Genomic DNA, 25,836 nt, shown 5'->3' with positions numbered 1-25,836 from the left:
CCTCAATTAAAAAGAACGCGCGAGTCCAGCGAGGCTTAGTCATGCCCTTTGGGTTCGCGCATTGGAGACTGAATCTCACTCGAGGAAAGCTGGTTTCATGAGGTATCTACGCATCTCATGGATCGGATTTGGATAGTTGCGTAGTTTTTTGAAGAAGAACATGAACATTAAATTTCTTTCGTTGGCAGTAGTCTCGGCATTTACGCTGGTCGGTTGTGGAGGTGGTGGCGGCGATAGTACTTCCGCTGCTGCTCCAGGTGCCGGCGGTAGCTCGGCTTCCGTAACCAATCCGCCTGCCCCAGTCAATCCGCCACCAGCCGAAAGTAAGCCGGCCAATCCGGGCTCTGTCGATGCGCCTTTCGTTGCCGGAGCAAAGCCACGATTCCTGATGACTGGCCGCTTGGGTCAGATGAGCGGAATCGCATCACCTTTAACGCAGACAAGTGACGGGGCAGTGACGGTCATGGGAAGCACCACCCTGACCGGAACGACAATTGCAACCCAGGATATTTCTGGTAACGCGAGCTTCGCTCAAGGTCGTTGGAGTGTCGGCACGGCCAAATTTTCCAGCAGCACCTGGACGATGACCGGCGATTCTTTTGACGCGTTTCACTACTCTGTTTACAACAGCCTCGAGACCTTCCCAACGAATGGCAGCATGACCTGCAATTCCGGCAAATTCACCAAACCGGGTTATTCTGGAGGAACCGTACGGTCCACGGACTACTTTGGTACGTCTACCGGCAGCGCAAGCGTTACTTTTGATGGGGCTGGCGCCAATGTGTCGTTAATGATCACCACCACCGGTGCTGGCGCCAGCGGTACGGTCAATCTGTCAGGCACGGTCAAGACCGGCAATGCCACTTATATCTCGGGTGGGTTGGGCGGCACCGGCAATGGTGGCATGGTTGCAGTCGGTGACGCGGGCAACGGCGCAGTGAACGTCATTGCGATCTATAACGTGGTCGTGGCGAACGAGAACAAGACTAGCTACAGCGGTATTGCAACGTTCACCTGCAAGTAATTGACTGGCGCGAAGCCGGCGTCACTGTTCGGCTTCGCTAAGGTCAAGCGTGCGCCATCAAATAAAATTATTTGATAAGTGAAATTCTGAGAGTTTCTAAGGCCTCCTTGGCGGTTACCATACCGCGCTATGCGTCAGGTCTTTGTCACAACTTGCGAGCTCGAGTACGAGGATGCATGGGATCGATTGTCCCGTGCAGGCATCCCGGTATTCGAGCCTTCCAAACCGTCGAAAGAAGGACGGGTACTTTGCATCTGGCTCGCACACCAATATGACGATGCGGTCGAGCTGCTCCACAACCCCCTGCACATCGTCGCTACCGCAGTGACGGACGAAGAGTTCAAACGCATCCAGGCTGCGGCCGATGCGCGCATGGCACGAACTCGCGATCACGCCTGGGAGCAGTCGCTCAATCGTCTCGTCGCATGCGCTTCGCTCCTGTTGTTGTCCGGGCTCGTCTACATCACCCTGCCAAGCGTGCTTTAAGCCGATGACGGAACTTTTCTCGGTCATTCGCATGGCCTATGCCGCCACGTTCGCCGATGCGGTTGCATCCTCCGCGAGCGCCCATGTGGAAGCGGCACTGCGTCGCGACGACGGCAGCCTTGCGCTCGATGGCGAGTATGACTTGCCAATGCGGGCCGACCTGGTTCCAAGGTGGGGCTCGCAGGCGGGCAAGTTGCTTACGGTCGACTCGCACACGCGCATGCAGTTCAGCGTGCACACCTTGCCGCTTCCTCCAGCCATTGTCTATGTCGCGCCTTTTGTGTGGGACGATGTCGCCTTGCGTATCGGCGGCCTGGCTCCGCAGCAGGTCGGTGCGGTGCTGGCGCCGTGGTTCATGGATTGGTTCGATGCGGAGGATGCCAATCGGCTGAATGAAGAGGGGCTGTTCGGCGTAGTCCATTTTGCGAGCGATCCGCGGCCGGAAGGCGCCATGGTCGCGGTCGAACTGGATCTTGGTTCGGCGCCTGTACAGGCGCTGGAAGATTTGCTGGCGCGCTTGGCTGCAGCAGGCGCACGCGACATCCGCCTGGCCTAGGCCTGCATGATTGCGGCGAGTTCGGCGGCTACCTGTTCGGCGAACAGGTGAATGTGATAGCCGTCGACGAAACCATGATGCGCTTGAACCGAGAATGGCAGCTCAAGGCGCCCGGCGCCAGCATCCCGGAATTTGCCCCATGCGAACGATGGAATATCCGGCTGCGCCAGTACGGCGGTGGGATGCTGAATTGACGTGAAGTTCAGCCACTGTATGCAGGTGACGAATACCTGCTCCTTTGCTTCGCGCGGCGTCATGCTGCTGTATTTGCGATTCAGTGCTTCCATATTCGATGCCTGTTCGCGTGCTGCCAGGCCGCGCGCTACGAACTCGCGCAGGTCGTCCGACCATTCGAACTGGGCGAAGTTCAAGTCGTCATATTGATTCTTGACCGTGAAGGACGGTGTCAGGCGCTCGATGCGAATCACTTTGCCGTCCAGGATGCGGTAGCGGAAATTTTCCACCTTCAGCACGGAGCGCAGCACGGCGCACAGCATCACGTGGAATGGCGGCAGGCCTTGCTCTTTGCACCAAGGCCGGAAATCCGGCAACTCCAGTACGAAGGTCAGGTTCAGCGCGGGGCTGTCCATGCTGTCGAACAGCTCGAAACGGTCGAGGCGGCGCTGCAAGGAGTTGTTAACGGTTTCTGTGGAAAAGTCTGTTAACAAGGAATCCCTCCGTCTGCTAAAGCCATGATTCTAATGAGAATAATCTGGCTGCTCAATTTTGCGTCAACTCAGGCGTCCGAAGGTCAGGAAGATCCAGGCGGCGGCAATCACCACCATCCCGGCCACTGTCACGCACGACCAGGTGAAGAAATAAGCTGACAGCACGGTGGCCTGCAGCGCGCGTTCGAACAGGCAGCCCAGCCCAAAGTCAAAGGTCGCCATGACGGTCCAGCGCCGGAAATAAATCGGCAGGTAACGGCTCATGTACTTGTTGTGCTGCAGGGCGGCGTGGCGCTCGATCACGTTGCGTGCCGCGCTGACATCCTTGAACAGCCAGTCGAAGAAGATGAAGCGGTAGAGCAGGGTGCGGAAAGGCATGGCTTCGGTCGTCATGTGCGTCTCCCTTGGGTGCCTGGATATATTATCATTCCCGACATTCCTCCAAAGGAGACTAGGCATGACGGAATATCTGCGCGGTAGCTGCCTTTGCGGCGGTGTCGAATACAAGGCTGAGAAAAATTCGGTGCACAGTGCGAGCCACTGTTATTGCACCATGTGCCAGAAGCAGCACGGCGCCGCATCGGGCACGTATGCCAATGTCGCCAGCTCTGGCTTCAGTTTCGAAAAAGGCGCCGAGCTGGTGACGGAATTCCATTCTTCCGACCATGGACGGCGCGGTTTCTGCAAGGTGTGCGGTTCGACCCTGACCTGGCGCAGCACGCAGGCGCCGGACCGTATCGCTATCACGCTTGGCACCATGGAGCCTGAATATGATGGCCCGGTGCAGCGTGAGCTGCACACGGACACCAAGCCGCGCTGGCTGCCGACTGCCTGACGCCTAACGGCGGCGCAGCGTTGCCACTGCCAGCGTGCCGTCGCCGGCGCGTTCGCCGATGGTCCATTTCAAGGGCGCGCGCGGCGAGGCGCTGGTATCGCGCGCTGCCAGCCGCAAGAGGTAGTCGCCCGTCGGTAGTGCCGGTAGCGTCCAGTTGTCCTGGTAGCTGGCACTGGCGCCGCCGCCCAGAAGGGACTTCAGCTGGGCGGAAGTCTGACCCGTCCACACCACCGTGCCGGAAGCATTCACCAGTTCCGCTTTCACCAGCCACGTTTCGTAGGCCGGTGCGCTGCCGTCGTTGCGCAGCGTCGTTGTCAGCGTCAGCGCGCCGCCGGCAGTGAGGTTGACGGTGCTGCTGGCGACGGCGTAGCGATAGCCTGATTCGCGCGCCATCATCAGCAAGTCATTCTGTTCGGCCACGGACAGCGCACCCCAGCGCTCGGCATCCGGCCGGCTGGTCTCGAAATTCCCGTTGCTGAACAGCGTGATATGGAAGGCGGCGGCCTGCTGGCGTGCCGTGGCGGGATTGTTCTGCGGATCGCCGCTGCTGAACGGGCAGAATTCGGACACGAACGGCGCCTTCTGCCATTGAGCCGCAAAGGCCGCCCATTCGGCGGGACGGTTGGTCCACTGGTCGAAATAACCGTAGCGGCTCAGGCAATCCGCGCGCAAGCCTACCGGCCGGCTCGTGATGGTTTGTTCCAGCAGGCCGAAGGTCAGCGCATCCTTGCTGGAGTAGGGGATGAACATCACGTGCTGCTGGTTGGGGAATGCCTCGAAATGCATCTTCGCATATTCGCGTTTGCTGGCATCGGTCGCAGGCGTGATGCCGGCCGGTGGGTTGGCGTAGGCGCTGGAGCGCAGTGCCCATTCGCCGTATTGGCCGTACATGCCCACGTCGATCCATGCGAGGTCCGGATTGTTCGGGCCTAATGCGCTGGCCAGCGCGGTGAGAAGGGCGCGTGAGCGCTGTTGCAGCCACGGGTCGTTCCAGTCGGGGATGAAGGTCTGGCCGGGGACCGTGGTATCGGTGTCGGCCCAGAAGCCGCAGCCTGCCTGGCAATTGGCGTTGTTGACGATGTAGGCCGGGGCATAGACCACGTTGTCGTCATAGCCCGCCATCGTGCGCAGGCGGAAGGCGAACTTGCGGCCCTGGCTCCTTGCCAAGGCAAGGTCGTTCAGGATGGCGCTGAAGTTGTACTGGCCTTCGGCGGTTTCCAGGTCTTTCCAGTAATAGCGGCGGTAGGCGTCCCTGGCCGGCGCCGACTGCGGGACCAGCTCCTGGTTCTGCCAGCGATAATACCCACGCAAGGGATTGACGGTGTCGTCGCTGGCGACGGGAATCGCCGTGTATGTGCGGCTGGCATTCAAGGCAGTCCAGCCTTTCGGGCCGGCGATCGCTGGTGCGGCACTGGCCGCCAGCAGGATGGTTGCAATGATAAAGTTCAGGCGCGGCATAGGGGCTCCTGTCATTGGTCAGGTAGCGCGCGCAGCTCCTCCTCGCTGAAGCCTGCCTTGCGGCGTGCTTCCATGTTGAACGGGCCGCGTACGGTGGCCTTGTACTTTACCACCAGTTGGTCGTAGGTCGTTATCGGGTCGATTCCACGCAGGCCGCACAGGTGCCAGTACCAGCGGTTGCCGATTTCCACATGGCCGATTTCGTCGCGCAGGATGATGTCGAGGATGGCGGCCGCCGCCTCGTCGCCGGCCTGCGACAGTTTGGCACGCAGCGGTGGAATGGCATCGAGGCCGCGCGCTTCCAACGTGCGCGGCACCAGGGCCATGCGTGCCATCACGTCACCGGTGGTCTTCTCCACCATTTCCCACAGGCTGCCGTGCGCGCTGTAGTCGCCGTAGGCGCAACCAAGCGTAAGGAGATGGGCCGACAGCAGCGAGAAGTGATAGGCCTCTTCCTTCGCCACGCGCAGCCAGTCGGTATAAAACTGTTCCGGCATCGCGGGGAAGCGCCACATCGCATCCAGCGCCAGGTTGACGGCGTTGAACTCGATATGCGCCAGCGCGTGCACCAGCATGGCCCGTCCCTCCACGGTTGCCATGGAACGGCGGCCCACCAGGCGCGGCGCCACCAGTTCAGGGCGGGCAGGGCGGCCGGGTATCTGCGCATCCGGCGCGCTCAGCGCGGACGCGGCATCGAGTGCGAGTGCGCCGCCGGCCCAGGCTTCGGCCATGGCGGCGACGGCAGCGACTTTGGCAGCGGGATCGGGTTCGACCAGGCATTGCAACGCAAGGCTGCGGAGTTCAGGCTTTGCTTCCATTTTTTTGCACGAGGTAAAGATTGTCTTGCCCTGCGCTCTGTTTTCCGGCGCAGGGCCGACAGTATAGTGCCTGCGTGAGCCAGCGCACCGAACGGCCACAGGCAGGGGCGCAGAATGCCCGCATGGATACCCAAACAATATTATTTGTTGCCTGTGTGCTGTTCGGTGTTGCCGCTGCCGGCGGCATCGTCATGGCGCTGATCCGCCTGGGGAAAAAGGCTAATCCACCGCACTGGATCGCCATGCTGCACGGCTTTATCGCCGCAGCCGGCGTGACGCTGCTGGCGTACGTGACAATCTTCTCGCATGTGCCGGATTTCGCGCAGCTTGGCTTGCTGGCGCTGCTGCTGGCTGCTGCTGGCGGCGTGTGGATGAACCTGGGCCGTCACCAGCAGGGCGTGCTGATACCCAGCGCCGTCATGGTCGGCCACGCACTATTGGCGGTGGCCGGTGTCGCCTTGCTGCTGCTCGCACTCTAGTTGTAGCGCTGGTAGACCCGGGACGAGCCATCGGGCAGTACCATCAGCACGTCGTACGCGTCCTTGCGCGGCCCCTCCATGCCCGGTGAGCCCAGCGGCATGCCCGGCGCAGCCAGGCCTATCGCCTTTGGCCTTGATGCCAGCAGGCGCTTGATGTCCGCTGCCGGCACATGGCCTTCTATCGCATAGCCGTCCACCACCGCCGTGTGGCAGGAGCCGAAGCGGTCAGGAATGCCCATCTTCTCGCGCATGTCGGAAGGGTTGGCGACGTTGTACGCCTCCACCTTGAAGCCGTTGTCGCGCAAATGCTTGACCCATGCTTCGCAACAGCCGCAGGTCGCGCTCTTGTAGACGTTGACGACAGGCGCGGCAGCCATTGCCAGCACCGGCATGGCCAGCATCGCGGCCAGGAATGTTTTGCGGATCTTCATGCGCCCATGGTGCCACGGGCCTGTTCGGCCTCGACATGACCTGGGTCAAAAATATTTGTAGACGACTGGTCTAATTCGGTCTAGACTGTATTTCATGACTTCTACCAATTACGCCGACGTTCGCCAGGGCATTATCGATGCGGCGATGCCGCTGTTCATGCACAAGGGTTTTAACGGCGTCGGGCTGACAGAACTGCTCGGCGCCGCCAGGGTGCCGAAAGGCTCGTTCTATCATTACTTCGGCTCCAAGGAAGTCTTTGGAGCGGCCGTCATCGACAGCTATTTCGAGCGGACCCTGGCGCGCATCGACGATCTGCTGGCGCAGGGAGCCACCGGGCGCGAAGGCCTGCAGAATTACTTCGAGGACTGGCGCGAATGCCAGTTGGGCGAATCCAGCCAGTGCCTGGCCGTCAAGCTGGGCGCGGAAGTGAGCGATTTGTCTGAAGCCCTGCGCGCATCGCTGCATCGCGGCGTCAGCGGCATCACCACGCGGCTGGCGCAATGCATTGAACGCGGCATGGCCGACGGTTCGCTGCCGCAAGGCCTGGACGCCAAAGTGCTGGCCGTTGCCCTGTATCAGAGCTGGGTGGGCGCGAGCCTGCTCGCCAAGATCAACCATGACCGTGCGCCGCTTGATACGGCCATGGCGGGAACGCAGCAAGTACTGAATCAAACGCTGCAAGCGTGAACCGGGCGGGAATGTGACGCAGGCCTCCCGCCTTTTTTGTAATTGTCGACTAGACGACTGGTCTAATACTGAAGGGAGCATCAAAATGACTGCCACTACCAACCGCCGCATTGTCCTGGCCTCGCGCCCGCATGGCGAGCCTGTGCAGGCCGACTTCCGCCTCGAGGAAGGCCCGGTGCCGGAACCGGGCGAAGGCCAGGTCCTGCTGCGCACCCTTTACCTGTCGCTCGACCCGTACATGCGAAACTTGATGGACGAAGTCCCGCCAGCCTACGCGCCGCGCGTGGAGCTGGGCGCTACGATGGTGGGCGGCACCGTCAATCGCGTGGTGGCATCGCGCCATCCCGCTTTCAAGGCAGGCGAAATCGTGCTTGGCAACGCCGGCTGGCAGGATTACGCGCTGTCCGATGGTAGCGACCTGCGCGCCTTGGGCGACATGAAACAGCCATCGCTGGCGCTGGGCGGCCTGGGCATGCCTGCCTTCACCGCCTATGTCGGCCTGCTGGATATTGGCCAGCCCAAGCCGGGCGAAACGGTGGTGGTGGCGGCGGCGACCGGCGCGGTCGGCTCCATCGTCGGCCAACTGGCCAAACTGAAAGGCGCGCGCGTGATTGGCATTGCCGGCGGCGCCGACAAGGTGGCGTTTGCACGTGACGAACTGGGTTTTGACGTCGCCCTGGACCGCCATGACCCGCAACTGGCGCAAAAGCTGGCCGAGGCGGCGCCGGACGGCATCGACGTCTACTTCGAGAACGTGGGCGGAGCCGTTTTCGATGCAGTGTTGCCTCTATTGAACATCGGCGCCCGTGTTCCGGTGATCGGAGTGATCGCCCAATACAATCAGAATGGTGCATTGCACGGCGAAGACCGGTTGCCCAAAGTGATGTCGGCCATCCTGCAAAAGCGCATCCTGATGCAGGGCATGGTCATCCTCGATCACTACGAGACCCGCTATGAGGACTTCGCCCGCGACATGTCGGCCTGGGTTGCAGAGGGCAGAATCAAGGTTTTCGAAGATGTCTTGGACGGCCTGGAGCAGGCCCCGCAGGGCTTGATCGGTTTGTTGCGAGGCAGCAATTTCGGCAAGGTTGTAGTGTGCGTCGCAAATTCCTGAAATGTTGTATATAACACTGGCCGGGGGCTATTTCTGCGTGGCATAATTGATTTAGTTCTTAATAATAATCCTGAACAATTCATGAATGTCACCCGATTGATTATGGCGTTTTCGATGGCCCTGGCCGTCGGCACTGCAGCCGCCGCCCCCCAGCCAACCAATACCTGGGACAACCTCGTAGGCATGAAATACGCCAAGGCGCGCAAGGAAGTCATCGATGCGGGCTGGCGTGCCGACCACCGCGATGCCTCGTCCGAATGGGAGCGCCAGCTCCAGGGGCAGTTCCCCGAACTGCGGTCTTGCGAGGCCGCCAGCGGCCAGTGCACGCACTTTTTCGTGTCGTATGACGGCATCTGCCTGAAGGTAGTAACCGAAGGCGAATCCGTCGCAGCCTTCAAAGTGCGCAGCGTGGCGCAAGGCTGCCCGAAGCAGCAGTAATGTCTTTCACCCTGCGGCCAGCCGCGATGGCCGACATGGCCGAAATCATGCGGCTTGAGCGCGCCGGTTTTGCGGAGGCGATCCAGGAAACTGAGGAAGCTTTTGCCGAGCGCTTGTCTTCCGCGCCCGAAGGATGCTGGGTGCTGGCCGGCGAAGCAAAGCGTTTGTACGGCTACCTTTGTGCCGAATTCTGGCCGCTGGAGCAGGGCTTCAATTCAGCCCGCTTCGCGCGCAACCATGCTGCAGCCGAAGCCCATGTGCCAGACGGCGAAGAAGTCTACGTTTCCTCCATGGTGGTCGATCCCGCAACACGCGGCACTGGCTGGGGGCGCCGGTTGTTCCGCGACGCCCTGGTCGAAATGTTCGCCCGCCACCCACGCTTGCGCAGCACGATCCTGATCGTCAATCCCGAATGGGATGCGGCCCGCCGCATCTACCGCGCCGAAGGCTTTGCCGAAATCGGCGAAATCGAGGGCTATTTCGCCTCCGGCAGCGGCCAGCGCCTGCCCGCCATCGTCATGCGCCGCAACTGACCGGGATTATGCATAATGGTCGCCATGCGAGTCGCGACCTTCAACATCAACGGAATCGGCGCCCGCCTGCCGGCGCTGCTGCAATGGCTGAATGAGACCCAGCCTGACGTGGTGTGCCTGCAGGAGCTGAAAGCCCCGCACGAAAAATTCCCCGAAGCTGCAATCAACGACGCCGGCTATGGCGCCATCTGGCACGGACAGAAAAGCTGGAACGGCGTTGCCATCCTGGCCCGCGGCACCACGCCGGTGGAACTTGGCCGCGCCTTGCCCGGTGATCCGGAAGATGTACAGAGCCGCTATATCGAAGCGATGGTGGGCAAGTTGCTGGTTGCATGCTTGTACCTTCCCAATGGCAATCCGGCGCCCGGTCCCAAATTCGATTACAAGCTCAAATGGTTCGATCGCCTGATAGCGCGCGGAGAAGAACTGGTAGTGTCGAAAAAGCCGGTCATCATGGCCGGCGACTACAACGTGATGCCGACCGAGCTCGATGTGTACAAGCCGGAGCGCTGGGTTGACGACGCGCTGTTCCGCCCCGAAACGCGCGCAGCCTTCGCAAAGCTGGTGGGGCAGGGCTGGACCGACGCCCTGCGCACGATGCATCCCGACGAAAAGATCTACACTTTCTGGGATTACTTCCGCAACGCCTTTGGCCGCGACGCCGGCCTGCGCATCGATCACCTCCTGCTGAATCCGGTGCTGGCGCCGCTCCTGCGCGGCGCGGATGTCGACCGGGTAGTGCGTGGCCGCGAGAAGCCCAGCGACCACGCGCCGACATGGGTTGAGTTAGAGGGCGCCTTCTAAAATTTTCGCAACTGTTGTTTCCACGCGGTATATTGGCTTCACTCCGGAGTTGATCGTTTTGCTAACACTAACCCGAGGAGGCACCATGCGTTACGCACGCAATGCAGCACTGTCCGCACCATCGGCCGAAGCCGAGCCCCTGAACCAGCTGAACATGACGCCGCTGATTGACGTCATGCTGGTCCTGATCATCATGCTGATCGTCACCATCCCGAAAGCCAATCATTCCATCGGCATGGACATGCCGCGGCACAGCGGCGCTATCGAGAAGCTGGCCCAGACGCTGGAAGTCGATTTCGACGGCACGCTGTGGTGGAACGGCGCCCAGCTCGCAAGCCGCGCCGCGCTGGAAGAAAAGCTGGCGGCGCTGAAAGGCGACGACAGCATCCAGCTGCGCTCCAACGGCCTCGCCCCATACAAGGTCGTAGCCGGCGTGCTGGCCACGGCCCAGCGGCTCGGGGTACGCAATATCGCCATCGTAGGAAACGAGCGCTTCCAGTAACCCCAAGTCGGGGTCAGGTCTGTCATTTGGACACCCATGCGGGTTCCTTGATTTATCTCAATACGCAAATTTCGATGATTTCGCGTATTGAGCTAGATCAAACGATTGCGCTAACTGTCCGATTGACAGACCTGACCCCGAATAAAAAAAGGGCGCCGCGAGGCGCCCTTCGTGCTTGGAGAAAGCAGTAACTTAGTTGCCGCAGCCCAGGGATTGGATGCGGTTGTAGGCTGCCTTGGCTTGCACCAGGCCGTAACCGGTCTTGTTATCCTTGCCGGCCACGTCCAGGTCCAGTGCGGACTTGGTCAGGGAGGCGCGGATCTGCGAGCCGGTGCAGCTTGGGAAGTAGGACCATACCAGCGCCGCTACAGCCGATACGTGCGGGGTTGCCATCGAGGTGCCGTCGTAGAAGGAGTAGTTGGTCGGCTTCACTTCCACAGTCGCGGACTGGCCGAGCTGGTTCTTCATCGCTGCGCCGTCAACGTCGGTCGCGGTGACCGATGGGATGCTGGTCACGGTCGTGCCCAGGGTGCCGCCGAAGCTGCCTGCTGCGTTGTTGTACACGATGGCGCCAACGCCGCCGGATGCCTGGCAGTTCGACACTTTGGTCGCGAAGTCTACGGTGCCGCGCTGGATCAGGCAGACCTTGCCGGATACCGAGCTGTTGACCGCATCGCCCAGGCCGAAGTCAGCCAGCGGAGCAGTGCGGGTCACTTTTGGCGAACCGTCCATATCGCCTGGGGTGTACACGGTCGAACCTACGCTCAGGTGGGATTCGGAACCGGCGCCCATCGGCACGGTCGACAGCACAGCCACGCCTGGGCCGGAGATTTCAACCTTGCTGTTGTACTGCGAGAAGTCGGCCCATTGCTTGTTCTCGTTCACAGCGGCGACCATCATCACGCTGGCGTAGCCGGCTGGGTAGGAAATCACGGTGTTGCCGTCATTGCCTGCTGCGGCGATCGACAGCACGCCTTTGGTTTGCAGGGTGTCGAAGGCTTTCTTCTCGGTCTGGCTGGAGCGGCCGCCGCCCAGGGACATCGAGATCACGTTCGCGCCGGCTGCGCCGCACTTGTTGGCTGCAGTTGCCAGGGTCGAGGAATATGCCCAGCCATCAGCGCCGAACACTTTGACGATGTGCAGCTTCAGCTTCTTGTTCGGGTTCACGCCAACCACGCCCAGGCCGTTGTTGATGCCGGCGATGGTGCCTGCAACGTGCGAGCCGTGGTGGTTTTCGTCGGTATTCCAGTTGCCGGTGCCGGAGTCGTACTCGCCGGTCACCACGTTGCCGTTCAGGTCTTCGTGGGCGTTGTCGTAGCCGGAGTCAATGATGCAGACCTTGCGGTTGGAGGTGTTCGCATCGGACAGCTGGTCCGCTTGCACAGCCTTGATGCCCCATGGTACGAGCTGGCCCAGCTGGTATGGGGTGCCGGTCGAAGGCGAGGTGGTGGCGAACAGCTGGCGCTTGACGTCCTCTTCAACCAGGATCACGTTCGGGTTGTGTTCCAGGCCCTTGATGGCCTGGGTCGGCACTTCGATCGCCATCGCGTCCATGCCGAAGATTTCATGTTTGATGTTGCCCTTGGCAGCAGCGACGGCCGATTTCATGGCGGCTGCCTTGCCTGGCTGGAATTGCACGATGACGCGGGTGGTGTCGTTGGCGGCGAAAGCCTGGCCAGCAGCACCGACAGCAACTACTGCAGCCAGCAGCTTGGCGCCGGCAGCGATTTTCGAAACCTGGAATTGCTTTTGAACCATGGAAATTCTCCCACTCTTGTGTAAGGTGTATGTCCCCGGGCCGTTGTTCGGCGCGAATATTATTTGCCGTATCGCAAAGATTTTGCGTTCGACAGGACTGAGTGTATGGAGAAAAACGCAAGAAATCTATCGAAATGTCTCCAGTTGTATCCAGCTGTTGAATTTGGCATACACATTTGTTAAGAATGAGACATTTTGAAAGTCACTGTCTCAAACTGGACAAACGGAGCCTGGTTTTGCCGTATGCTGCCCGGCATGGACGACTTTATTGAAATCTACGACGGCGCCCTGACGCCCGATCAATGCCAGCAAATTCTGGCGCGCTTCGAAGCCAGCGGCAAAGCCGTGCGCGGCAAGACCGGGCAGGGCGTGGACGTGGCCAAGAAGGACAGCTACGACCTGACCATCAGCCAGCACGCGGAATGGAACGATGTGTCGAACTTGATGATGGCCAGCGTGCTGACCCACCTGTCGGCCTACATGGACAAGTACCGCATGCTGCTGACCGGCGCCTTGTCGCCGCGCGTGGCCGATCCGGAGAGCGGCCAGCCGGTCACGCTCAATATCGACAATTTCGAGCGCTGCGGCCGGCCCTACCTGGCGGAGCTGATCCAGTCCATGTACCGCTGCGGCCCGATCAATGTGCAGAAATACCTGCAGGCCAGCGGCGGCTACCACCATTGGCATTCCGAGATCTATCCGCAGAATGCCAGTTGTGAAACGCTGCACCGCGCCTTGCTGTTCCAGTTCTACCTGAACGACGTGGCGGAGGGCGGGGAAACGGAGTTCTTCTATCAGCAGCGCAAGGTGGAAGCGCGCCAGGGCCGGCTGATCATCGCGCCGGCCGGCTTCACCCATACGCACAAGGGAAATGTATCGCGCAGCGGCGATAAATATGTGGCTACTTCGTGGATCCTGTTCCAGCGCGCCGAAGCGATGTTCGGCGCGCCGGCTTGAGGCGCGCGTTGGAAGGGATCAGGCGCGGCGACGGCGGCGTACCAGGGCCATTGCACCCAGGCCGCCCAGCAGCAGGGCGCCGCTGACGGGTTCCGGCACGTCGGCCGGAGGCGCGGCGCGCTCGCCGTCAACGCTGAGATTGTCGATTGCCCAGCTCTCGTCGTCGCCTGCCTGCCACACGTTGCCGGAAGCGAAGAACTCGATGGTGTGCACGCCGGCAGCCAGGTTGCCCAGGTTGAAGGTCATGTTATAGGCCTGGTCTTCCGAGCCGGAGAAACCGAGGTGGGTGTGGGACAGCAGGGTCAGGTGCGAGTCGGAAGCGGATGCGCCGAAAGTGTCGAAGTTCTGCTGGTACAGCAGGGTGCCGTCGACGCGGATATTGAAGTAATCCGGGCCGCAGCAGTTACTGCCATCCCACGAATCGATGGCGCCGAACGACAGTTTCAGCGTGGCGTCGCTGACCGCGCCTTCAAGATTCAGGTTCAGGACCGAGGCGGCTGCTGGATTGCCCGCGGCCGAGTTGCGCAGCATCTGGTTGCCAAAACCCACCTGGCCGTAGCCCTGGGTCCCGGTCAGGAAGCCGGCGCCGGTGAAACCGTTCGCGTTGGCTTCGAAATTGTTGGAGTAGAGGACGGATGCCGACGCCGGGATGGTGGCGGCTGCTGCCAGTGCGGCGAGGATTGCTTTGAATTTCATTAAGGTTTCCATAATTATTGTTGGTCAAACAGGAATGCCTTAAAGCAAATCTTGTGCCACGTAAATAAATCAATGACTTATGCAAGAAGCATTTATCGACTGTAAAGTTTTCCGACAGCAATTCGCCAATCGAGATTGACGCCCAGGCTGGCCAGGATGATCAGGGCGAAGCCCGTGACCTGCCACGCGCTGATCAGGTGGCCATAGACCACGTAGTCCCAGCACACCGCCGCTGCGGGATAAATGAAGGTCAGTACCGCGATCGCCGCCGTTTCCATGTGCGGCGTGGCGCCGTAGATCATTACGTAGGCCAGGGCAGTGGGCACCAGGCCGAGGGTGGCGAGCCAGCCCCATTGCGCGGCGTCCAGGCCGCCGGGGGGAATCCTGGTGAAGGCGGCCAGCAGCAGCGCGCCGGCCATGCAGTGCACCAGGGCCGTCAGGTGTGGCGGCGTGCCGCGCATCGACTTGGTGGCCAGCGTTACGCCCGCGTAGGCCAGGGCGCCGGTCAGTGTGCTGGCGATGCCGAGCAGGTAATTGGCGTCCATCGGCGCGTCGAAGCGCACGCCGCAGGCCAGCGCCAGGCCGCCAAAGCCCAGTAACACCCAGGCCAGCTTGTTGGCCGCCAGCCGTTCGCGCAGGATCAGCGCGCCGAGCAGCAGCACCATGAAGGGCTGCACGTGGAAGACAATGGTGGCGACCGCGATGCCGATGCGCCGGATCGCTTCGAAGAACGTCACCCAGTTCACCACCATCAGCACGCCGCTGAAGGCCGCCAGCCTGAATGCGCGCGGCGGCATGTTCTCGCGCCTGAACATGCCTTTCCAGCCGCAATAGAGCGCCAGCGCAAGGGCGCCGATGGCGCAGCGGAAGAACACTGTGGTGACTGGATCGAGGCCCGCCTCCTGGACGTAGACACCCAGGGTGCTCAGCATGAGCATGGCGACGGTGTAGGGGAGGACGGGATGGCGCATTGCCATCATCATCGCATGAAAAAAGGGGACGTATCCCTTAAAAAAAAGGGTACGTCCCCCTTAATGGGTACGTCCCCTTTTTTTTACTGCACGGTGAGGATGACCTTGACGCTGTCGTCGACGGCGGATTTCTCAATATAGCCGATAGCCTGCACGTCGGCTGCCACGGCTTTCTTCACTTCGGCGCTGGACCCGTACTCCTTGGGCGCCGTTCCTTTGCCGGTAAACACCAGCTTCGACCACTGCGCCTTGACCTGGGCGCTGTCCTTGCCCAGCACCTTCTGGCTGAATTCATTGCGCAGCGGGCCTTCGGTGTGTTCGACCGGCGTGAACAAGGTCGATTTGCCGAGGAAGAATTGGGCCGCCTGCTCGCTGAACATGCGCGAGGCCGGGTTCTTCGGATTGACGATCACCACAATTTCGGCTGCCAGCGCGGGCAGGGCGGCACACAACATCGCTGCGGCAAGCAGCGGCTTGATTCGCTTGTCCATGGCTGCCTCCTCAGAACACGAAGTCGAGAGCTACCGCATACACATTCACCGACTCATTGAAGCCAGGCTTGTAATTGATGAATGCGCCGGGGCCATCTTTCGGCTTGATGTGGTCGACCTGTACTTTCAGTGCCAGCGACTTGTAGAAGTCCCAGCGCACGCCGATCGCGTCGGACGATTGCAGGGCCGCCTTGGCCAGGCCGTTCACGCCCGCGGCAAGCGGCGCCAGCGGTCCGCTGGTGGGCAAGCCGGCGACGCTGCGGTCGGACTTCTGCTTGATGCTGCCGTGGTAGTAGTAGGGCAGGAACTTGCCGAAGCGGTAGCCAGCCATCGCGTACCACGAGTTGGTGTCGTGCACGATCAGCGTATCGGTGCGGCGCATGGCGTATTCGGCCTGCAGCACCACGTTTTTCCAGTCCATGGTGCCGCCTACGGAGGTGAAAGTGCCCTTCACGTCGTTCAGCGGCATCATGTTCGCCACCGAAGCCAGGCCCACGGTGCGCAGCGTGGTCACCAGCCCGGTCAGCGTGGGGTTGTCGACCACGCTGAAGTCGGCCTGGGCGCGGCCGAAGCGCAGCGTGAACGGGCCGTTTTCCGCCACGACGTGCAGCAGCAGCATCTTGCGGAACTCGATGTTCTGCGCCGGCTGGTCGACGTCGGCCCGACCGGTGCCAAGCTGCACGCTCAGCGAGGTATCGCCGAAGCTGTGCTGGTACAGCACGTCGACGCCGTCGAAGGAATCGAGCGTGACCTGGCGATAGACTTCAGCGGGCGGGCGCAGCATGGTGTTGGCATAGCCCACATTGCGGAAGTCGGAAATCATGTAGATCGGCGCGCCCATGCGGCCGACGCGCACGCTGAAATCGTCGTTGAGCTTGAACTTGGCGAAAGCCCACGCGGCCTGGGCGCGGTAATGGTCGATGGCGTCCTTGCGCACCAGGCCCTGGCCGGTGAACGAGATCATGTCGTTGACCTTGACCGTGGCCTGGATGCCGAAATTCGAGTCGACGCCGGTGCGCCAATCCTTCTTCACGCCGGATGCCTGGTTGGGCCGGATGAATTCTGCGTCGTCGGTGTCGGTGGAGGTCAGGGCAGCGGTGCCAAAGCCGCTGATGGTGACGGTAGGCCCGCCTTCCTGGGCGCTTGCCGTGATGGTGAAACTGGCTGCTGAAAGCGCGGCAAGCGCGCTGCACATTCTTTTCATCGTCATGCTCTCTCCCGTTGTTATTGGTGGTGAACAAGCTGACTACGGGGCTAAGTGTCACAGATTGCAGGCAGGTGCGCCACCGTTCGTGGTAGGCGCGCAACAATGAAAAAAGCCCGCTACTGCGGGCTTTCATGTGGGGAGGGTGCTGCTTACTTCGCTTTGCCCAGTTCGGAGCGGTGGCGCGAGTAGCCGAAATACACGACCAGGCCGATGGCCAGCCAAATGCCGAAGGCGATCCAGGTAATGGCCGACAGGAAGGCCATCAGGGCCAGGCAGAAGGCGACCGCCAGGCCCGGAACCACCGGCACGCCAGGGCAGCGGAAGGCGCGGTGCAGGTCGGGTCGCTTCTTGCGCATGATGATCACGGCGATCGACACCAGGCAGAAGGCAGCCAGGGTACCCATGTTGACCAGTTCGGCCAGCACGTTCAGCGGCACCAGGGCGGCGATGAAGCCGAAGATCAGGCCGACCATCCAGGTGGCGAAGAACGGGGTGTGGTATTTCGGGTGCACCTGGGACAGCTTCTTCGGCAGCAGGCCGTCGCGCGACATGGCGAAGATGATGCGGGTCTGGCCGTAGGCCATCACCAGGATCACGGTGGTCATGCCGAGAATGGCGCCCAGCGATACCCAGCCGGCGAACCAGTTTTCACCGGCGTATTGCAGGGCCAGCGAGACCGGGTGGTCGACGCCCAGGAATTGCTTGTAAGGGACGATGCCGGTCATGATGCCGGCCACGATCACGTACAGGATGGTGCAGACGGCCAGCGAGCCGATGATGCCGATTGGCAGGTCGCGCTCAGGGCGCTTCACTTCTTCGGCGGCGGAAGTTACGGCGTCGAAGCCGATGAAGGCGAAGAACACCAGGGCCGCCGCGCTCATCACGCCGGAGGCGCCGAAGGGCATGAATGGCTGCCAGTTAGCTGGCTGCACGTGGCCGGCGCCAACGCCGATGAACAGCAGCACCACGCCGATCTTGATGACCACCATGATGTTGTTGACGCGGGCCGATTCGCGCACGCCCCAGCCCAGCATGGCGGTCAGCACGATCATGATCACGAAGGCTGGCAGGTTGAACAGGGTGGTCGTGCCAGGCACGGCGCCAGGGGCGGCGGTCAGCGCGGTCGGCAGGTGGATGCCGATGCCGGCGATCAGCGATTGGAAGTAGCCGGACCAGGCCACCGACACGGCGGACGTGGCAAGGCCATATTCGAGCATCAGGTCCCAGCCGATCATCCATGCCACCAGCTCGCCCAGGGTGGCGTAGCTATAAGTGTAGATGGAGCCGGCCACCGGAACGGTCGAGGCGAATTCGGCGTAGCACAGGGCGGCGAAACCGCAGGCCAGCGCTGCGACCACGAAGGAAATCGTCAGGGCCGGGCCAGCGGTCAGTGCGCCGGTGCCGGTCAAGACGAAGATGCCGGTACCGACGATGGCGCCAATGCCCATCAGCACCAGGTCCATCGGACCCAGCACTTTCTGCAGGCCGCCCGGGGTACGGGTGGCTGCTACCATGTCGTCCAGGTTCTTAGTCCTAAAAATGCTCACTAGTCTCTCCAATATCTCTTCTCTTTTGGGATCGCCAAAAAAAGGCTGCCGCATATTAGCACACGGGTTTGAGGGGGATGTTGTAGGATTGTAAATCTGAATTGTTTGTTGCCTTAAAAGTCCTTGCCCCACAGATGAAATATATGATACTCGCCGCGGCTGCTGCCGCGACCACTTTTGCCGGCGCCGCCTTCGCCCAGCCGATGCCGCCGCAGCCCGATACCCCGGCCTATAAAGCCTGCATGGCGGAGGAGGGCGAACTGCGTCCCCAGCGCCAGGCCCTGGCGCGCCGCTTCCGCGAGCATGAAGCGGCACTGGAGCGCACTTCGGCCGCGCTGTCGGCGCACGAAGCCGCATCGGCCCAGGTCAATCGGACCGACAACGCGGCCGTCGCCGCATACAATGCCCGTCAGGATGAATTGAACGCCCAGGCAGCGAGCCTGAACGCGGCCGGCACCAGCCTGGAAAAAGAGCTGCATGCCTTCAATGCTCGCGTCGCTGCCGGCAATATCCGCTGCGGCAACATCCTCGCGCCTTATAAAGTTCGCAAGAAGGAGAAATGATGCGCAAGATCCTCGTCCTCGCCTTCGCGCTGGCCGGCGCCAGCGTCCAGGCCGCGCCGCTGCCGGCGCCGGCGCGTGCCGAAGTCGACGCGCTGCTGACGCGCTTGCAATCGTCCGGCTGCCAGTTCAACCGCAACGGCAGCTGGTATAGCGGCGCCGACGCCAGGACCCACCTGCTGCGCAAGCTGGAATATCTCGAGAAGAAAGACTTGGTCAAGAACGCCGAGCAGTTCATCGAGCTTGGCGCCAGCGCCAGCAGCTCGAGCGGCAAGCCATATACGGTCAAGTGCGGCGCGGCGGCGCCGGTAGAAAGCAAGGCCTGGCTGAGCGCCGAGCTGAAAGCCATCCGCGCGCACTGACTGCGAGGCTAGCGGTATAGTGGGCCAGGAGGACAGCCCGCCATGCACCACCAGACCGCCAGCATCGCCACGCCCGCCGGAGAAGTGGAAGGCACGCTCGACCTGCCGATAGGGGCGAAGGGCGTGGTCTTGTTCGCGCATGGCAGCGGCAGCAGCCGCTTCAGCCCGCGCAACAATTTCGTGGCCGGCGTCTTGCGCACGGCCGGCATCGGCACCTTGCTGATGGACTTGCTCACGCCTGCCGAGGACGACGTCTACCGCATCCGTTTCAATATCATCCTGCTGACCGAACGCCTTGGCATGGCGGCCGACTGGCTGGCGGCGTCCGAAGCGGCGCGCGGCCTGCCGCTTGGCCTGTTTGGCGCCAGTACCGGCGCCGCAGCGGCCTTGCAACTGGCCGCTGAGCGCAAGGGCGGGGTGGCGGCCGTCGTTTCGCGTGGCGGACGGCCCGACCTGACCGGGCAGGTGGCGCTGGCGCGCGTGACGGCGCCAACCCTGTTCATCGTGGGCAGCCGCGATGAAGGCGTCATCGAACTCAACGAATCGGCCTACCTCCAGCTGAATTGCAAAAAACGCATCGACATCGTGCCCGGGGCGACTCATCTGTTTGAAGAGCCGGGCGCACTGGAAGAAGTGGCCCGCCTGGCGCGCGACTGGTTCAGCCAGCACCTTTCATCATGAATGGTGAAGAATGGTGAGAATGCGTGCATTTTTAACCCCATCTGCATCGCTATAATTTTCCCCATCTATTGGGAGAGCGTATGGCGCTGCATTTGAAGAAGGCAATGTTCAGGAATTCATTAGTCAACAGCGTTGTTTGTGCCGCGCTGGCTGCCATTCTCATCCCATTGCTTGGCGCACCCGGCGGCATGCTTTGGCCAGGCATGCTGATTTGCAGTGTCGGCGTGCTGACCTTCCTGCGCACTGCCTGGAAGATCAGGAAAGGCCTGCTGTCCCGCCTGCAGGACCTCGCCTCTTACGTGCATATCGATCGCGACAGCGAGCAAGCGCGCAAGCAGGTCGACTGGAGCCTGATCGACGATTACGCGACCCAGCTCGCCACCCGCGGTTTTCGCCCGCTTGGCGACTATACAACCTATCCAAGTGCGCCAACCCTGGCCGGTGTCGCTGCCATGTTCACGGACGCCGAAGGCAGCATGATTATCGAAATCCAGCAATTGAAGCTCTTGCCGCAGGCAGGCAAGGCTGCGCTGAACGATGGGATCTATTTCAGCATCATGTCGATGGTGGGCGGCAGCATTCGTGTGGTCACCAGCAACCATAAGCCGATGGCTGTCACCTACCTGATGCGTGGCGAGCACGATGTGACGACTGCACGGCCGGGCAGCGGACTGATGGAACTGCTTGCGACGCACACCGATCTGCTGTCCCGCCTGCGCGAACGGGTCGGCAAGGCGCCTTCCACCGGCTTGACTGTCGAACGTTATGTATTGGCAATTCGCGAGGCCCAAGCCCAGGCACGCAGCCGTCTCAGCGCTATGAGCGGCTATGCGATTGCCTGCGCGGTCGACCGCTTCGATGCCGACCGTTTGCTGCGCTGGACGCCGCAGATTGCGGACCTCAAGGAAGTGCCGCAGCGTCGTCTGGAGGAACTGGACAACGGTTTCGGTTCGGACGTCCAGCCGCCAATCTTCCACGAATCACTGGCGACGCAATTCTGAGGGCAAGGCTGTAAGCTGGCAGCGTGCGCCGGCCAGGTTTCTAAGACTGCGACACTGATTCACTTGCATAGGAAGAAACCCCATCATGAAAATCAGCAACCGACTGATCATTACCCTGGCAATTGCCCTGATTGGCCTGCTGTTCGTCGGGGCCGAAGGCATCTGGCAATTGCGCGATGCCCAGCGCCGCATGGAACTGGTGCAGACCCGCCTGATCCCCAGCGTTTCAGCCATCAATGCCGCCAAGGCGGCGGTGAGCGACAGCCGCCTGGCCGGCTACCGCCTGTCGGTGTTCTCCAACCTGCCCGACAAGACTGCGCTGGACAAGGCCTACAACGACGCCCACGCCAACTTCGACAAGGTGCTGGCCGATTACGCGAAGAACAACGTCTTCGACGAGACCGACCGCAAGATGCTGGAGCAGGACAAGGCGGCAATGGAAACCTACCGCCAGGCGCTGGTGCCGTTTATCGCCGCCTCGCATGCCGGCGACATGGACGCCGTGCGCGCCACCCTGGTGGCTGGCTCGCCGCTGGCGCTGGGCGCGGCCGGCGTCAAGAAAAGCCTGGATGACCACGTCGCCTACAACCAGAAGCTGATTGAAAAGGTCAAGGCCGACAGCGATGCGGATTACTCGAAGGCGCTGACCATCCTGGTAGCGGTCACCGTGGCCGTGCTGCTGGTGGTGGCGTTCATGGGCTACAAGATGTACCTGGTGATTACCGGTGGCCTGGACAGGATGCAGGGCACGATGGAAAACGTCAGCTCCTCGCTGGACCTGACGCACCAGGTCGAGGTGGAGCGCATGGATGAAATCGGCCATGCCGGCGTGGCCTTCAACAAGCTGCTCGGTGAAATCGGCGGCGTGGTGGGCACGGCCCGGTCGGCGGCCGATGCGGTCAGCACCGCTTCGCGCCAGATCGCAGCCGGTACCGGCGACCTGAATAACCGTACTTCGGCGCAGGCCGCGGCACTGGAGGAAACCGCCTCCAGCATGGAGGAACTGACCTCCACCGTGAGCCAGAACTCGGACAATGCGCGCCAGGCCAACCAGTTGGCGCAGAACGCCTCGCAGATCGCGGTGCAGGGCGGCGAGGTGGTGAAGGAAGTGATCGACACCATGGCGTCCATCAATGCCTCCTCGCACAAGATCGTGGACATCATCAGCGTGATCGACGGCATCGCCTTCCAGACCAATATCCTGGCGCTGAACGCCGCGGTGGAAGCGGCCCGCGCCGGTGAACAAGGGCGCGGCTTCGCCGTGGTGGCAACCGAGGTGCGCAGCCTGGCGCAACGCTCGTCCGCGGCGGCCAAGGAAATCAAGGCGCTGATCGACGACAGCGTGGAGAAGGTCGATTCCGGCACCAGGCTGGTGGTGCGCGCCGGCGACACCATGAGCGACGTGGTGGCCAGCGTGAAGCAGGTATCCGACATCGTGGCCGAGATCAGCGCCGCCACCGCGGAACAGAACGCAGGCATCGCCCAGGTGCACCAGTCGATTACCTCGATGGACCAGGTCACGCAGCAAAATGCGGCGCTGGTGGAGGAAACCGCGGCGGCGTCGCAAGCCTTGCAGGACCAGGCGGAAGTCCTGGCCCGCGCGGTGAGCGCGTTCCGCATCGGCGCGGCCCACCTGAAGGCGGCGCCGGTGCTGCGCGCTGCCAGCAGCGCCCCCGTTTCCACCGCCGTTGCGGTGCGCCCGGCGCGGCAGCGCAAGGTTGCCAGCGCCACCGCCGGCGACGAGTGGGAGCAGTTCTGAGTTTGTTAATATTTTTAGAATACTTTTTCATCTGTCCGTCATAAATTGACGCTATCGTCTGGACTCTTTTCAACCAGGAGACACCAGATGAAACTGAGCACCATCGCTGCCAGCCTCGCGCTGGCAGCATCCGCAGTAAGCCTTCCGGCCCACGCATGGCAGCAGGAAACGCACCGTCGTATCGTGCTGGACGCAGTCAATTACATGAAGGCCAATCCTGGTACCACCAACTACAACAAGCTGCTCTCCGGCGTCACGCGCGCCGGTTACACGATGGACCAGTTCGCGGCAGCGCTGGGGCAGGGCGCGTACGACGTGGACGACTTTGCCGACACCTATATCTGCGGCGCCACCACCGGCAATTGCCAGCTGGCGCCGGTGTGGGGCGCCGGCGCGAGCATCGTCAAGTACACCACCTTCTGGCATTTCCAGAACCATACCTCCGGCCGCGATGTGCACGGCAATCCGTTCGGCGGCTACAACTACGCGAAGATGGCGGTGGCAGGCGACATCGACAACCTGGCGGCGAGCTGGCTGTATGGCGATTACCTGGACGACGGCGCCGGCGGCCTGAAAGGCTGGTTCGGCGACGGAAGCAAATACAACGCCTACGGCATCACCGAAGCCCACTACCGCCTGGGCGGCTATTCGACCGCGTCCATGTATGCCGACTTCGAAGCGGCGCCATTCCAGCCGATCGACAACCTGGGCCAGTACTGGTTCTCGCAATTCCTGGCGCAGCCGACCGCGCAGTCGCTCGGCTTCGTGCTGCATACCACCGACCTGCTGCAGCCGCACCACACCTGGACCACTTCCGCCCACGACCACTCGGGCTGGGAGCAATGGGTGTACGACTACTACGACAGCGAACGCCTGAACGACTCGGCGCTGGTGACTGCCGCCATGGCTGATTTCACGTCGGTGGCTGCAAGCGGCAGCGATATTCGTCCATTGCTGACCCAGGGCGGCACCTATTCGTACGCGAACGGCGGCATCGTGCTGTCGTCGACTGCGCATGGCGACCGCGTGGTCGTTGGCAAGAAGATGATTCCGCACTCGATCGCCATGGTGGTCCACGTGCTGAACCGCGCCGCCGAGCGCCTGGCCAACTGATGGCCGCCCGCCACTTCGTCGCCGCCGTCGCCGCAGTGCTCGCCGGAGCAAGCGCGGTGGCGGGCCCCACCGCGCCCGGCGCCGCCATCGCCGCCCGCATCGACGGCGAGCCGGTTTATGCCTTCACGCTGGACGCCCTTTGGCAACAGCGCCGCGCCGCCAAGCCCTCGCTGGAGCGGCGGGCGGTGCTGGATGACATCATCCAGGTTCGCCTGCTGGCGGCACGTGCCGGCAACGCAGCGCCAAAAGAGCAGCCCGGCGCCACGGTAGCCTTTGCCCCGGAAGTCATGGTGGAAGAACGCCTTGTCGCAACCCTGCGCGAAGTGTATGGAAAGGACATCGACACCGCCGTGAAGGCGCAGCCGGGCGCCACGCTGGAGAGCCTGGTGATCGCGCAGCCGCCGATGTCGCAGCCGCAGCTGGACGCCATTTTCGGCCGCCAGGGCCGCTTGAAGCTGGAGATCGCGCTGACCGCCGAACAGCAGTCCCTGGCCGGCAAGGCCGACGTCCTGCGCTACCGGCTTCCCGGCGGCGAACCAGCGAGCGTCACCCTTTACGACGTGTACCACCGCCAGAACGTCCAGGGGCGGCTGGCGCTGTCGCAGCAACCGGCCAGCGTCGCAGCACAGCAGGCACGCCGCATCGTCGCCAACGCATTCGTGCTGCACTGGGCCCGACAACGCTTCGGCGCCGAAGCCGTGGCCGACCTGCGCAAGGTCATCGAGGATGGCGACACGGTGGTGGCGCTGCAGAACCTGCACGGCGTCGGCCTCGATACCGACGCCGGAAGCCCGCTGCTGAACCGCCTGTCCGGCGAAGTCAGTGCGCAGGAGATTGAAGGCTTCTACCGCGAGCACAAGGACTTGTTCGCCCGCGTCGACAGGGTCCGCGCCCGCCACATCCGGGTAGCGGACGAAGCGCAGGCGCAGCGTGCGGTGAGGGCATTGCAGCAAGGCGCAGGCTTCGCCGCCACTGCACGCCGCATGTCGCGCGCCGGCGACGCAGCCAAAGGCGGCGACCTTGGCTGGATCAGCGCCGACGGCAGCAAGGACTGGCTGGCCAGCCTCGCCTTCAGCCAGCCGCCGGGCAAGCCATCCGCCCCGGTCCGCGCGCCGGTCGGCCCGGACGAGAGCGCGTACTGGGAAATCGTGCTCATTGAAGAACAGGTCCATGGCGCCCAGCCGCTGCAATCGGAAACGGTGCGCTACCAGGCCAGCCGCATGATCGCGCTGCAGAAAGCCAGGCAGCAGCTAAGCCAGATGATCGAACAGTCGCGCCGCACAGCGCGCGTTGAAATCGCAGAGGCGCCATGAAACACTGGCAAGCCATCGCCGTCATCGCGGCTATTGTCGCCGCCGTCGTTGGCCAATGGTACTTCGCCAGCGTTCGCGAAACGACGCCCCCTCCCCAGGCGCCCGCCGTCACACCACCCAAGCCCGCACCGCCGGCCCCCATGCCCGCACCGGGGGCTGGCGAACGTCCGGCGATGGCTGATACGGGCGAGGGCGATGGACTGCGCCGCGTGCCGATCCCGCCGGTGGACCCGCGGGCGCCAGCCTGGCTCTCGCTGGCCCTGGCACGGGAATCCGGCGATGCCCGCACCCCGCCGATCCAGCACGACGCCCCGGCCGAGCACCCCGACGCCAGCGTAATGGCCGACCCGCAAGCCTACGCCGCTCATGAGCTGGCGCAGAAACAGCGCCTGGCCGCGGCCTACGCCCAAGCCGCAGTCCCCGAACTAGCCCGTCTGCATTCCGATCTCGAGCAAGGTCGCGAAGCCGGCGTGCCGCCTGAGGAGCTGGCCAAAGTCGCAGAAAAGATCCGCCGCATCGAACAGCAGCGCCAAGCCGCCGACAACATGCGTTCAAGATAAAAGTCGGGGTCAGGTCTGGCAATCCG

General features: G+C 62.4%; 31 protein-coding genes. 20 read left to right on the top strand and 11 right to left on the bottom strand.

Annotated features, from left to right (window positions below; genetic code table 11):
- Positions 1-160: 160 nt before the first annotated feature.
- From ACN9MY_RS20005 to ACN9MY_RS19995, 3 genes are all read left to right on the top strand, one after another.
- Entirely contained in the window at positions 161-1,024 is an 864-nt protein-coding gene (locus ACN9MY_RS20005) for a hypothetical protein (protein WP_426162276.1), read from the top strand.
- A 129-nt stretch (positions 1,025-1,153) separates the two neighbouring features.
- Positions 1,154-1,510 carry a hypothetical protein gene (locus ACN9MY_RS20000; protein WP_426162274.1) on the top strand — a complete coding sequence of 119 codons (357 nt, stop codon included), beginning with the start codon at positions 1,154-1,156 and terminating at the stop codon, positions 1,508-1,510.
- Between the two features lie 4 nt (positions 1,511-1,514).
- A complete protein-coding gene (locus ACN9MY_RS19995) occupies positions 1,515-2,066 on the top strand; it encodes a hypothetical protein (protein ID WP_426162272.1) in 552 nt (183 codons plus the stop codon).
- Here ACN9MY_RS19995 and ACN9MY_RS19990 read toward each other — a convergent pair.
- Both ACN9MY_RS19990 and ACN9MY_RS19985 read right to left on the bottom strand, forming a co-directional pair.
- Entirely contained in the window at positions 2,063-2,734 is a 672-nt protein-coding gene (locus ACN9MY_RS19990) for a CatA-like O-acetyltransferase (protein ID WP_426318412.1), read from the bottom strand. The genes ACN9MY_RS19995 and ACN9MY_RS19990 overlap by 4 nt on opposite strands.
- A 63-nt stretch (positions 2,735-2,797) precedes the next feature.
- Entirely contained in the window at positions 2,798-3,127 is a 330-nt protein-coding gene (locus ACN9MY_RS19985) for a hypothetical protein (RefSeq protein ID WP_426162269.1), read from the bottom strand.
- 64 nt (positions 3,128-3,191) lie between these two features.
- Here ACN9MY_RS19985 and ACN9MY_RS19980 point away from each other — a divergent pair, with 64 nt between their 5' ends.
- A complete protein-coding gene (locus ACN9MY_RS19980; RefSeq protein WP_426162268.1) occupies positions 3,192-3,569 on the top strand; it encodes a GFA family protein in 378 nt (125 codons plus the stop codon).
- 3 nt (positions 3,570-3,572) lie between these two features.
- Here ACN9MY_RS19980 and ACN9MY_RS19975 read toward each other — a convergent pair whose 3' ends face one another.
- On the bottom strand, positions 3,573-5,027 hold the full coding sequence (locus tag ACN9MY_RS19975; protein WP_426318411.1) for a DUF4832 domain-containing protein: 1,455 nt from the start codon (positions 5,025-5,027) through the stop codon (positions 3,573-3,575).
- An 11-nt stretch (positions 5,028-5,038) separates the two neighbouring features.
- Entirely contained in the window at positions 5,039-5,845 is an 807-nt protein-coding gene (locus ACN9MY_RS19970; protein WP_426318410.1) for a ferritin-like domain-containing protein, read from the bottom strand.
- Positions 5,846-5,967: 122 nt separating this feature from the next.
- Between ACN9MY_RS19970 and ACN9MY_RS19965 the strand changes: the two genes are divergently transcribed.
- The gene (locus ACN9MY_RS19965; protein WP_426162264.1) at positions 5,968-6,324 is read left to right on the top strand and encodes a hypothetical protein; all 357 of its coding nucleotides are present in this window, start codon (positions 5,968-5,970) and stop codon (positions 6,322-6,324) included.
- Here the strand turns inward: ACN9MY_RS19965 and ACN9MY_RS19960 are convergent.
- Complete coding sequence (locus ACN9MY_RS19960) at positions 6,321-6,755, bottom strand: DUF411 domain-containing protein (RefSeq protein WP_426162263.1); 435 nt, start codon at positions 6,753-6,755, stop codon at positions 6,321-6,323. The two genes, ACN9MY_RS19965 and ACN9MY_RS19960, sit on opposite strands and share 4 nt — an antisense overlap.
- 94 nt (positions 6,756-6,849) lie before the next feature.
- On the opposite strand from ACN9MY_RS19960, the gene ACN9MY_RS19955 reads away from it, so the two are divergent.
- The 6 genes from ACN9MY_RS19955 (at position 6,850) to ACN9MY_RS19930 (ending at position 10,834) form a co-directional block, all read left to right on the top strand.
- Positions 6,850-7,443, top strand: a complete 594-nt coding sequence (locus ACN9MY_RS19955; RefSeq protein ID WP_426318409.1) for a TetR/AcrR family transcriptional regulator — start codon at positions 6,850-6,852, stop codon at positions 7,441-7,443.
- A gap of 79 nt (positions 7,444-7,522) precedes the next feature.
- Complete coding sequence (locus tag ACN9MY_RS19950; protein ID WP_426323807.1) at positions 7,523-8,557, top strand: NADP-dependent oxidoreductase; 1,035 nt, start codon at positions 7,523-7,525, stop codon at positions 8,555-8,557.
- A gap of 81 nt (positions 8,558-8,638) precedes the next feature.
- Entirely contained in the window at positions 8,639-8,995 is a 357-nt protein-coding gene (locus tag ACN9MY_RS19945) for a hypothetical protein (RefSeq protein WP_426318408.1), read from the top strand.
- Complete coding sequence (locus ACN9MY_RS19940) at positions 8,995-9,528, top strand: GNAT family N-acetyltransferase (protein ID WP_426318407.1); 534 nt, start codon at positions 8,995-8,997, stop codon at positions 9,526-9,528. The genes ACN9MY_RS19945 and ACN9MY_RS19940 overlap by 1 nt, the downstream gene beginning before the upstream one ends.
- Positions 9,529-9,552: 24 nt before the next feature.
- On the top strand, positions 9,553-10,332 hold the full coding sequence (gene xth / locus ACN9MY_RS19935) for an exodeoxyribonuclease III (RefSeq protein ID WP_426323805.1): 780 nt from the start codon (positions 9,553-9,555) through the stop codon (positions 10,330-10,332).
- 85 nt (positions 10,333-10,417) lie between these two features.
- Complete coding sequence (locus tag ACN9MY_RS19930) at positions 10,418-10,834, top strand: ExbD/TolR family protein (RefSeq protein WP_426318406.1); 417 nt, start codon at positions 10,418-10,420, stop codon at positions 10,832-10,834.
- Between the two features lie 192 nt (positions 10,835-11,026).
- On the opposite strand, the gene ACN9MY_RS19925 is transcribed toward ACN9MY_RS19930, so the two are convergent.
- Positions 11,027-12,592 carry a S8 family serine peptidase gene (locus tag ACN9MY_RS19925; RefSeq protein WP_426318405.1) on the bottom strand — a complete coding sequence of 522 codons (1,566 nt, stop codon included), beginning with the start codon at positions 12,590-12,592 and terminating at the stop codon, positions 11,027-11,029.
- A 255-nt stretch (positions 12,593-12,847) separates the two neighbouring features.
- Between ACN9MY_RS19925 and ACN9MY_RS19920 the strand changes: the two genes are divergently transcribed.
- Complete coding sequence (locus tag ACN9MY_RS19920; RefSeq protein ID WP_426318404.1) at positions 12,848-13,549, top strand: 2OG-Fe(II) oxygenase; 702 nt, start codon at positions 12,848-12,850, stop codon at positions 13,547-13,549.
- Between the two features lie 18 nt (positions 13,550-13,567).
- On the opposite strand, the gene ACN9MY_RS19915 is transcribed toward ACN9MY_RS19920, so the two are convergent.
- The 5 genes from ACN9MY_RS19915 to ACN9MY_RS19895 form a co-directional block, all read right to left on the bottom strand.
- Positions 13,568-14,245: a PEP-CTERM sorting domain-containing protein gene (locus tag ACN9MY_RS19915; protein WP_426318403.1), complete on the bottom strand. Its 678-nt coding sequence runs from the start codon at positions 14,243-14,245 to the stop codon at positions 13,568-13,570.
- Positions 14,246-14,337: 92 nt separating this feature from the next.
- Complete coding sequence (locus ACN9MY_RS19910; protein WP_426318402.1) at positions 14,338-15,216, bottom strand: DMT family transporter; 879 nt, start codon at positions 15,214-15,216, stop codon at positions 14,338-14,340.
- Between the two features lie 83 nt (positions 15,217-15,299).
- Positions 15,300-15,707 carry a hypothetical protein gene (locus ACN9MY_RS19905; protein WP_426162254.1) on the bottom strand — a complete coding sequence of 136 codons (408 nt, stop codon included), beginning with the start codon at positions 15,705-15,707 and terminating at the stop codon, positions 15,300-15,302.
- Between the two features lie 10 nt (positions 15,708-15,717).
- A complete protein-coding gene (locus tag ACN9MY_RS19900) occupies positions 15,718-16,917 on the bottom strand; it encodes a porin (RefSeq protein WP_426318400.1) in 1,200 nt (399 codons plus the stop codon).
- 146 nt (positions 16,918-17,063) lie between these two features.
- The gene (locus ACN9MY_RS19895) at positions 17,064-18,461 is read right to left on the bottom strand and encodes an amino acid permease (RefSeq protein ID WP_426162252.1); all 1,398 of its coding nucleotides are present in this window, start codon (positions 18,459-18,461) and stop codon (positions 17,064-17,066) included.
- A 143-nt stretch (positions 18,462-18,604) separates the two neighbouring features.
- Between ACN9MY_RS19895 and ACN9MY_RS19890 the strand changes: the two genes are divergently transcribed.
- The 8 genes from ACN9MY_RS19890 (at position 18,605) to ACN9MY_RS19855 (ending at position 25,810) form a co-directional block, all read left to right on the top strand.
- Positions 18,605-19,024: a hypothetical protein gene (locus ACN9MY_RS19890; RefSeq protein WP_426162251.1), complete on the top strand. Its 420-nt coding sequence runs from the start codon at positions 18,605-18,607 to the stop codon at positions 19,022-19,024.
- Positions 19,021-19,383: a DUF5329 family protein gene (locus tag ACN9MY_RS19885; RefSeq protein WP_426162250.1), complete on the top strand. Its 363-nt coding sequence runs from the start codon at positions 19,021-19,023 to the stop codon at positions 19,381-19,383. The genes ACN9MY_RS19890 and ACN9MY_RS19885 overlap by 4 nt, the downstream gene beginning before the upstream one ends.
- Positions 19,384-19,425: 42 nt before the next feature.
- On the top strand, positions 19,426-20,064 hold the full coding sequence (locus tag ACN9MY_RS19880; RefSeq protein ID WP_426318399.1) for a dienelactone hydrolase family protein: 639 nt from the start codon (positions 19,426-19,428) through the stop codon (positions 20,062-20,064).
- An 80-nt stretch (positions 20,065-20,144) separates the two neighbouring features.
- Positions 20,145-21,065 carry a hypothetical protein gene (locus ACN9MY_RS19875; RefSeq protein ID WP_426162247.1) on the top strand — a complete coding sequence of 307 codons (921 nt, stop codon included), beginning with the start codon at positions 20,145-20,147 and terminating at the stop codon, positions 21,063-21,065.
- Between the two features lie 85 nt (positions 21,066-21,150).
- Positions 21,151-22,824 (top strand): methyl-accepting chemotaxis protein, encoded by a 1,674-nt coding sequence (locus tag ACN9MY_RS19870; protein ID WP_426336025.1) that lies wholly within the window; start codon positions 21,151-21,153, stop codon positions 22,822-22,824.
- An 87-nt stretch (positions 22,825-22,911) separates the two neighbouring features.
- Entirely contained in the window at positions 22,912-23,937 is a 1,026-nt protein-coding gene (locus tag ACN9MY_RS19865; protein WP_426336024.1) for a phospholipase, read from the top strand.
- Positions 23,937-25,250, top strand: a complete 1,314-nt coding sequence (locus ACN9MY_RS19860) for a peptidylprolyl isomerase (protein WP_426336023.1) — start codon at positions 23,937-23,939, stop codon at positions 25,248-25,250. The genes ACN9MY_RS19865 and ACN9MY_RS19860 overlap by 1 nt, the downstream gene beginning before the upstream one ends.
- Entirely contained in the window at positions 25,247-25,810 is a 564-nt protein-coding gene (locus tag ACN9MY_RS19855) for a hypothetical protein (protein ID WP_426336022.1), read from the top strand. Before ACN9MY_RS19860 ends, ACN9MY_RS19855 begins: the two co-directional genes overlap by 4 nt.
- The last annotated feature ends 26 nt before the right edge of the window (positions 25,811-25,836 follow it).

This window comes from Pseudoduganella sp. R-31 (assembly GCF_049913235.1).
In the GTDB taxonomy this organism is placed as follows: Bacteria; Pseudomonadota; Gammaproteobacteria; order Burkholderiales; family Burkholderiaceae_D; genus Rugamonas.
The sequence above is the reverse complement of the archived record's forward strand: the minus strand, read 5'-3'. Positions and strand labels throughout refer to the sequence as shown.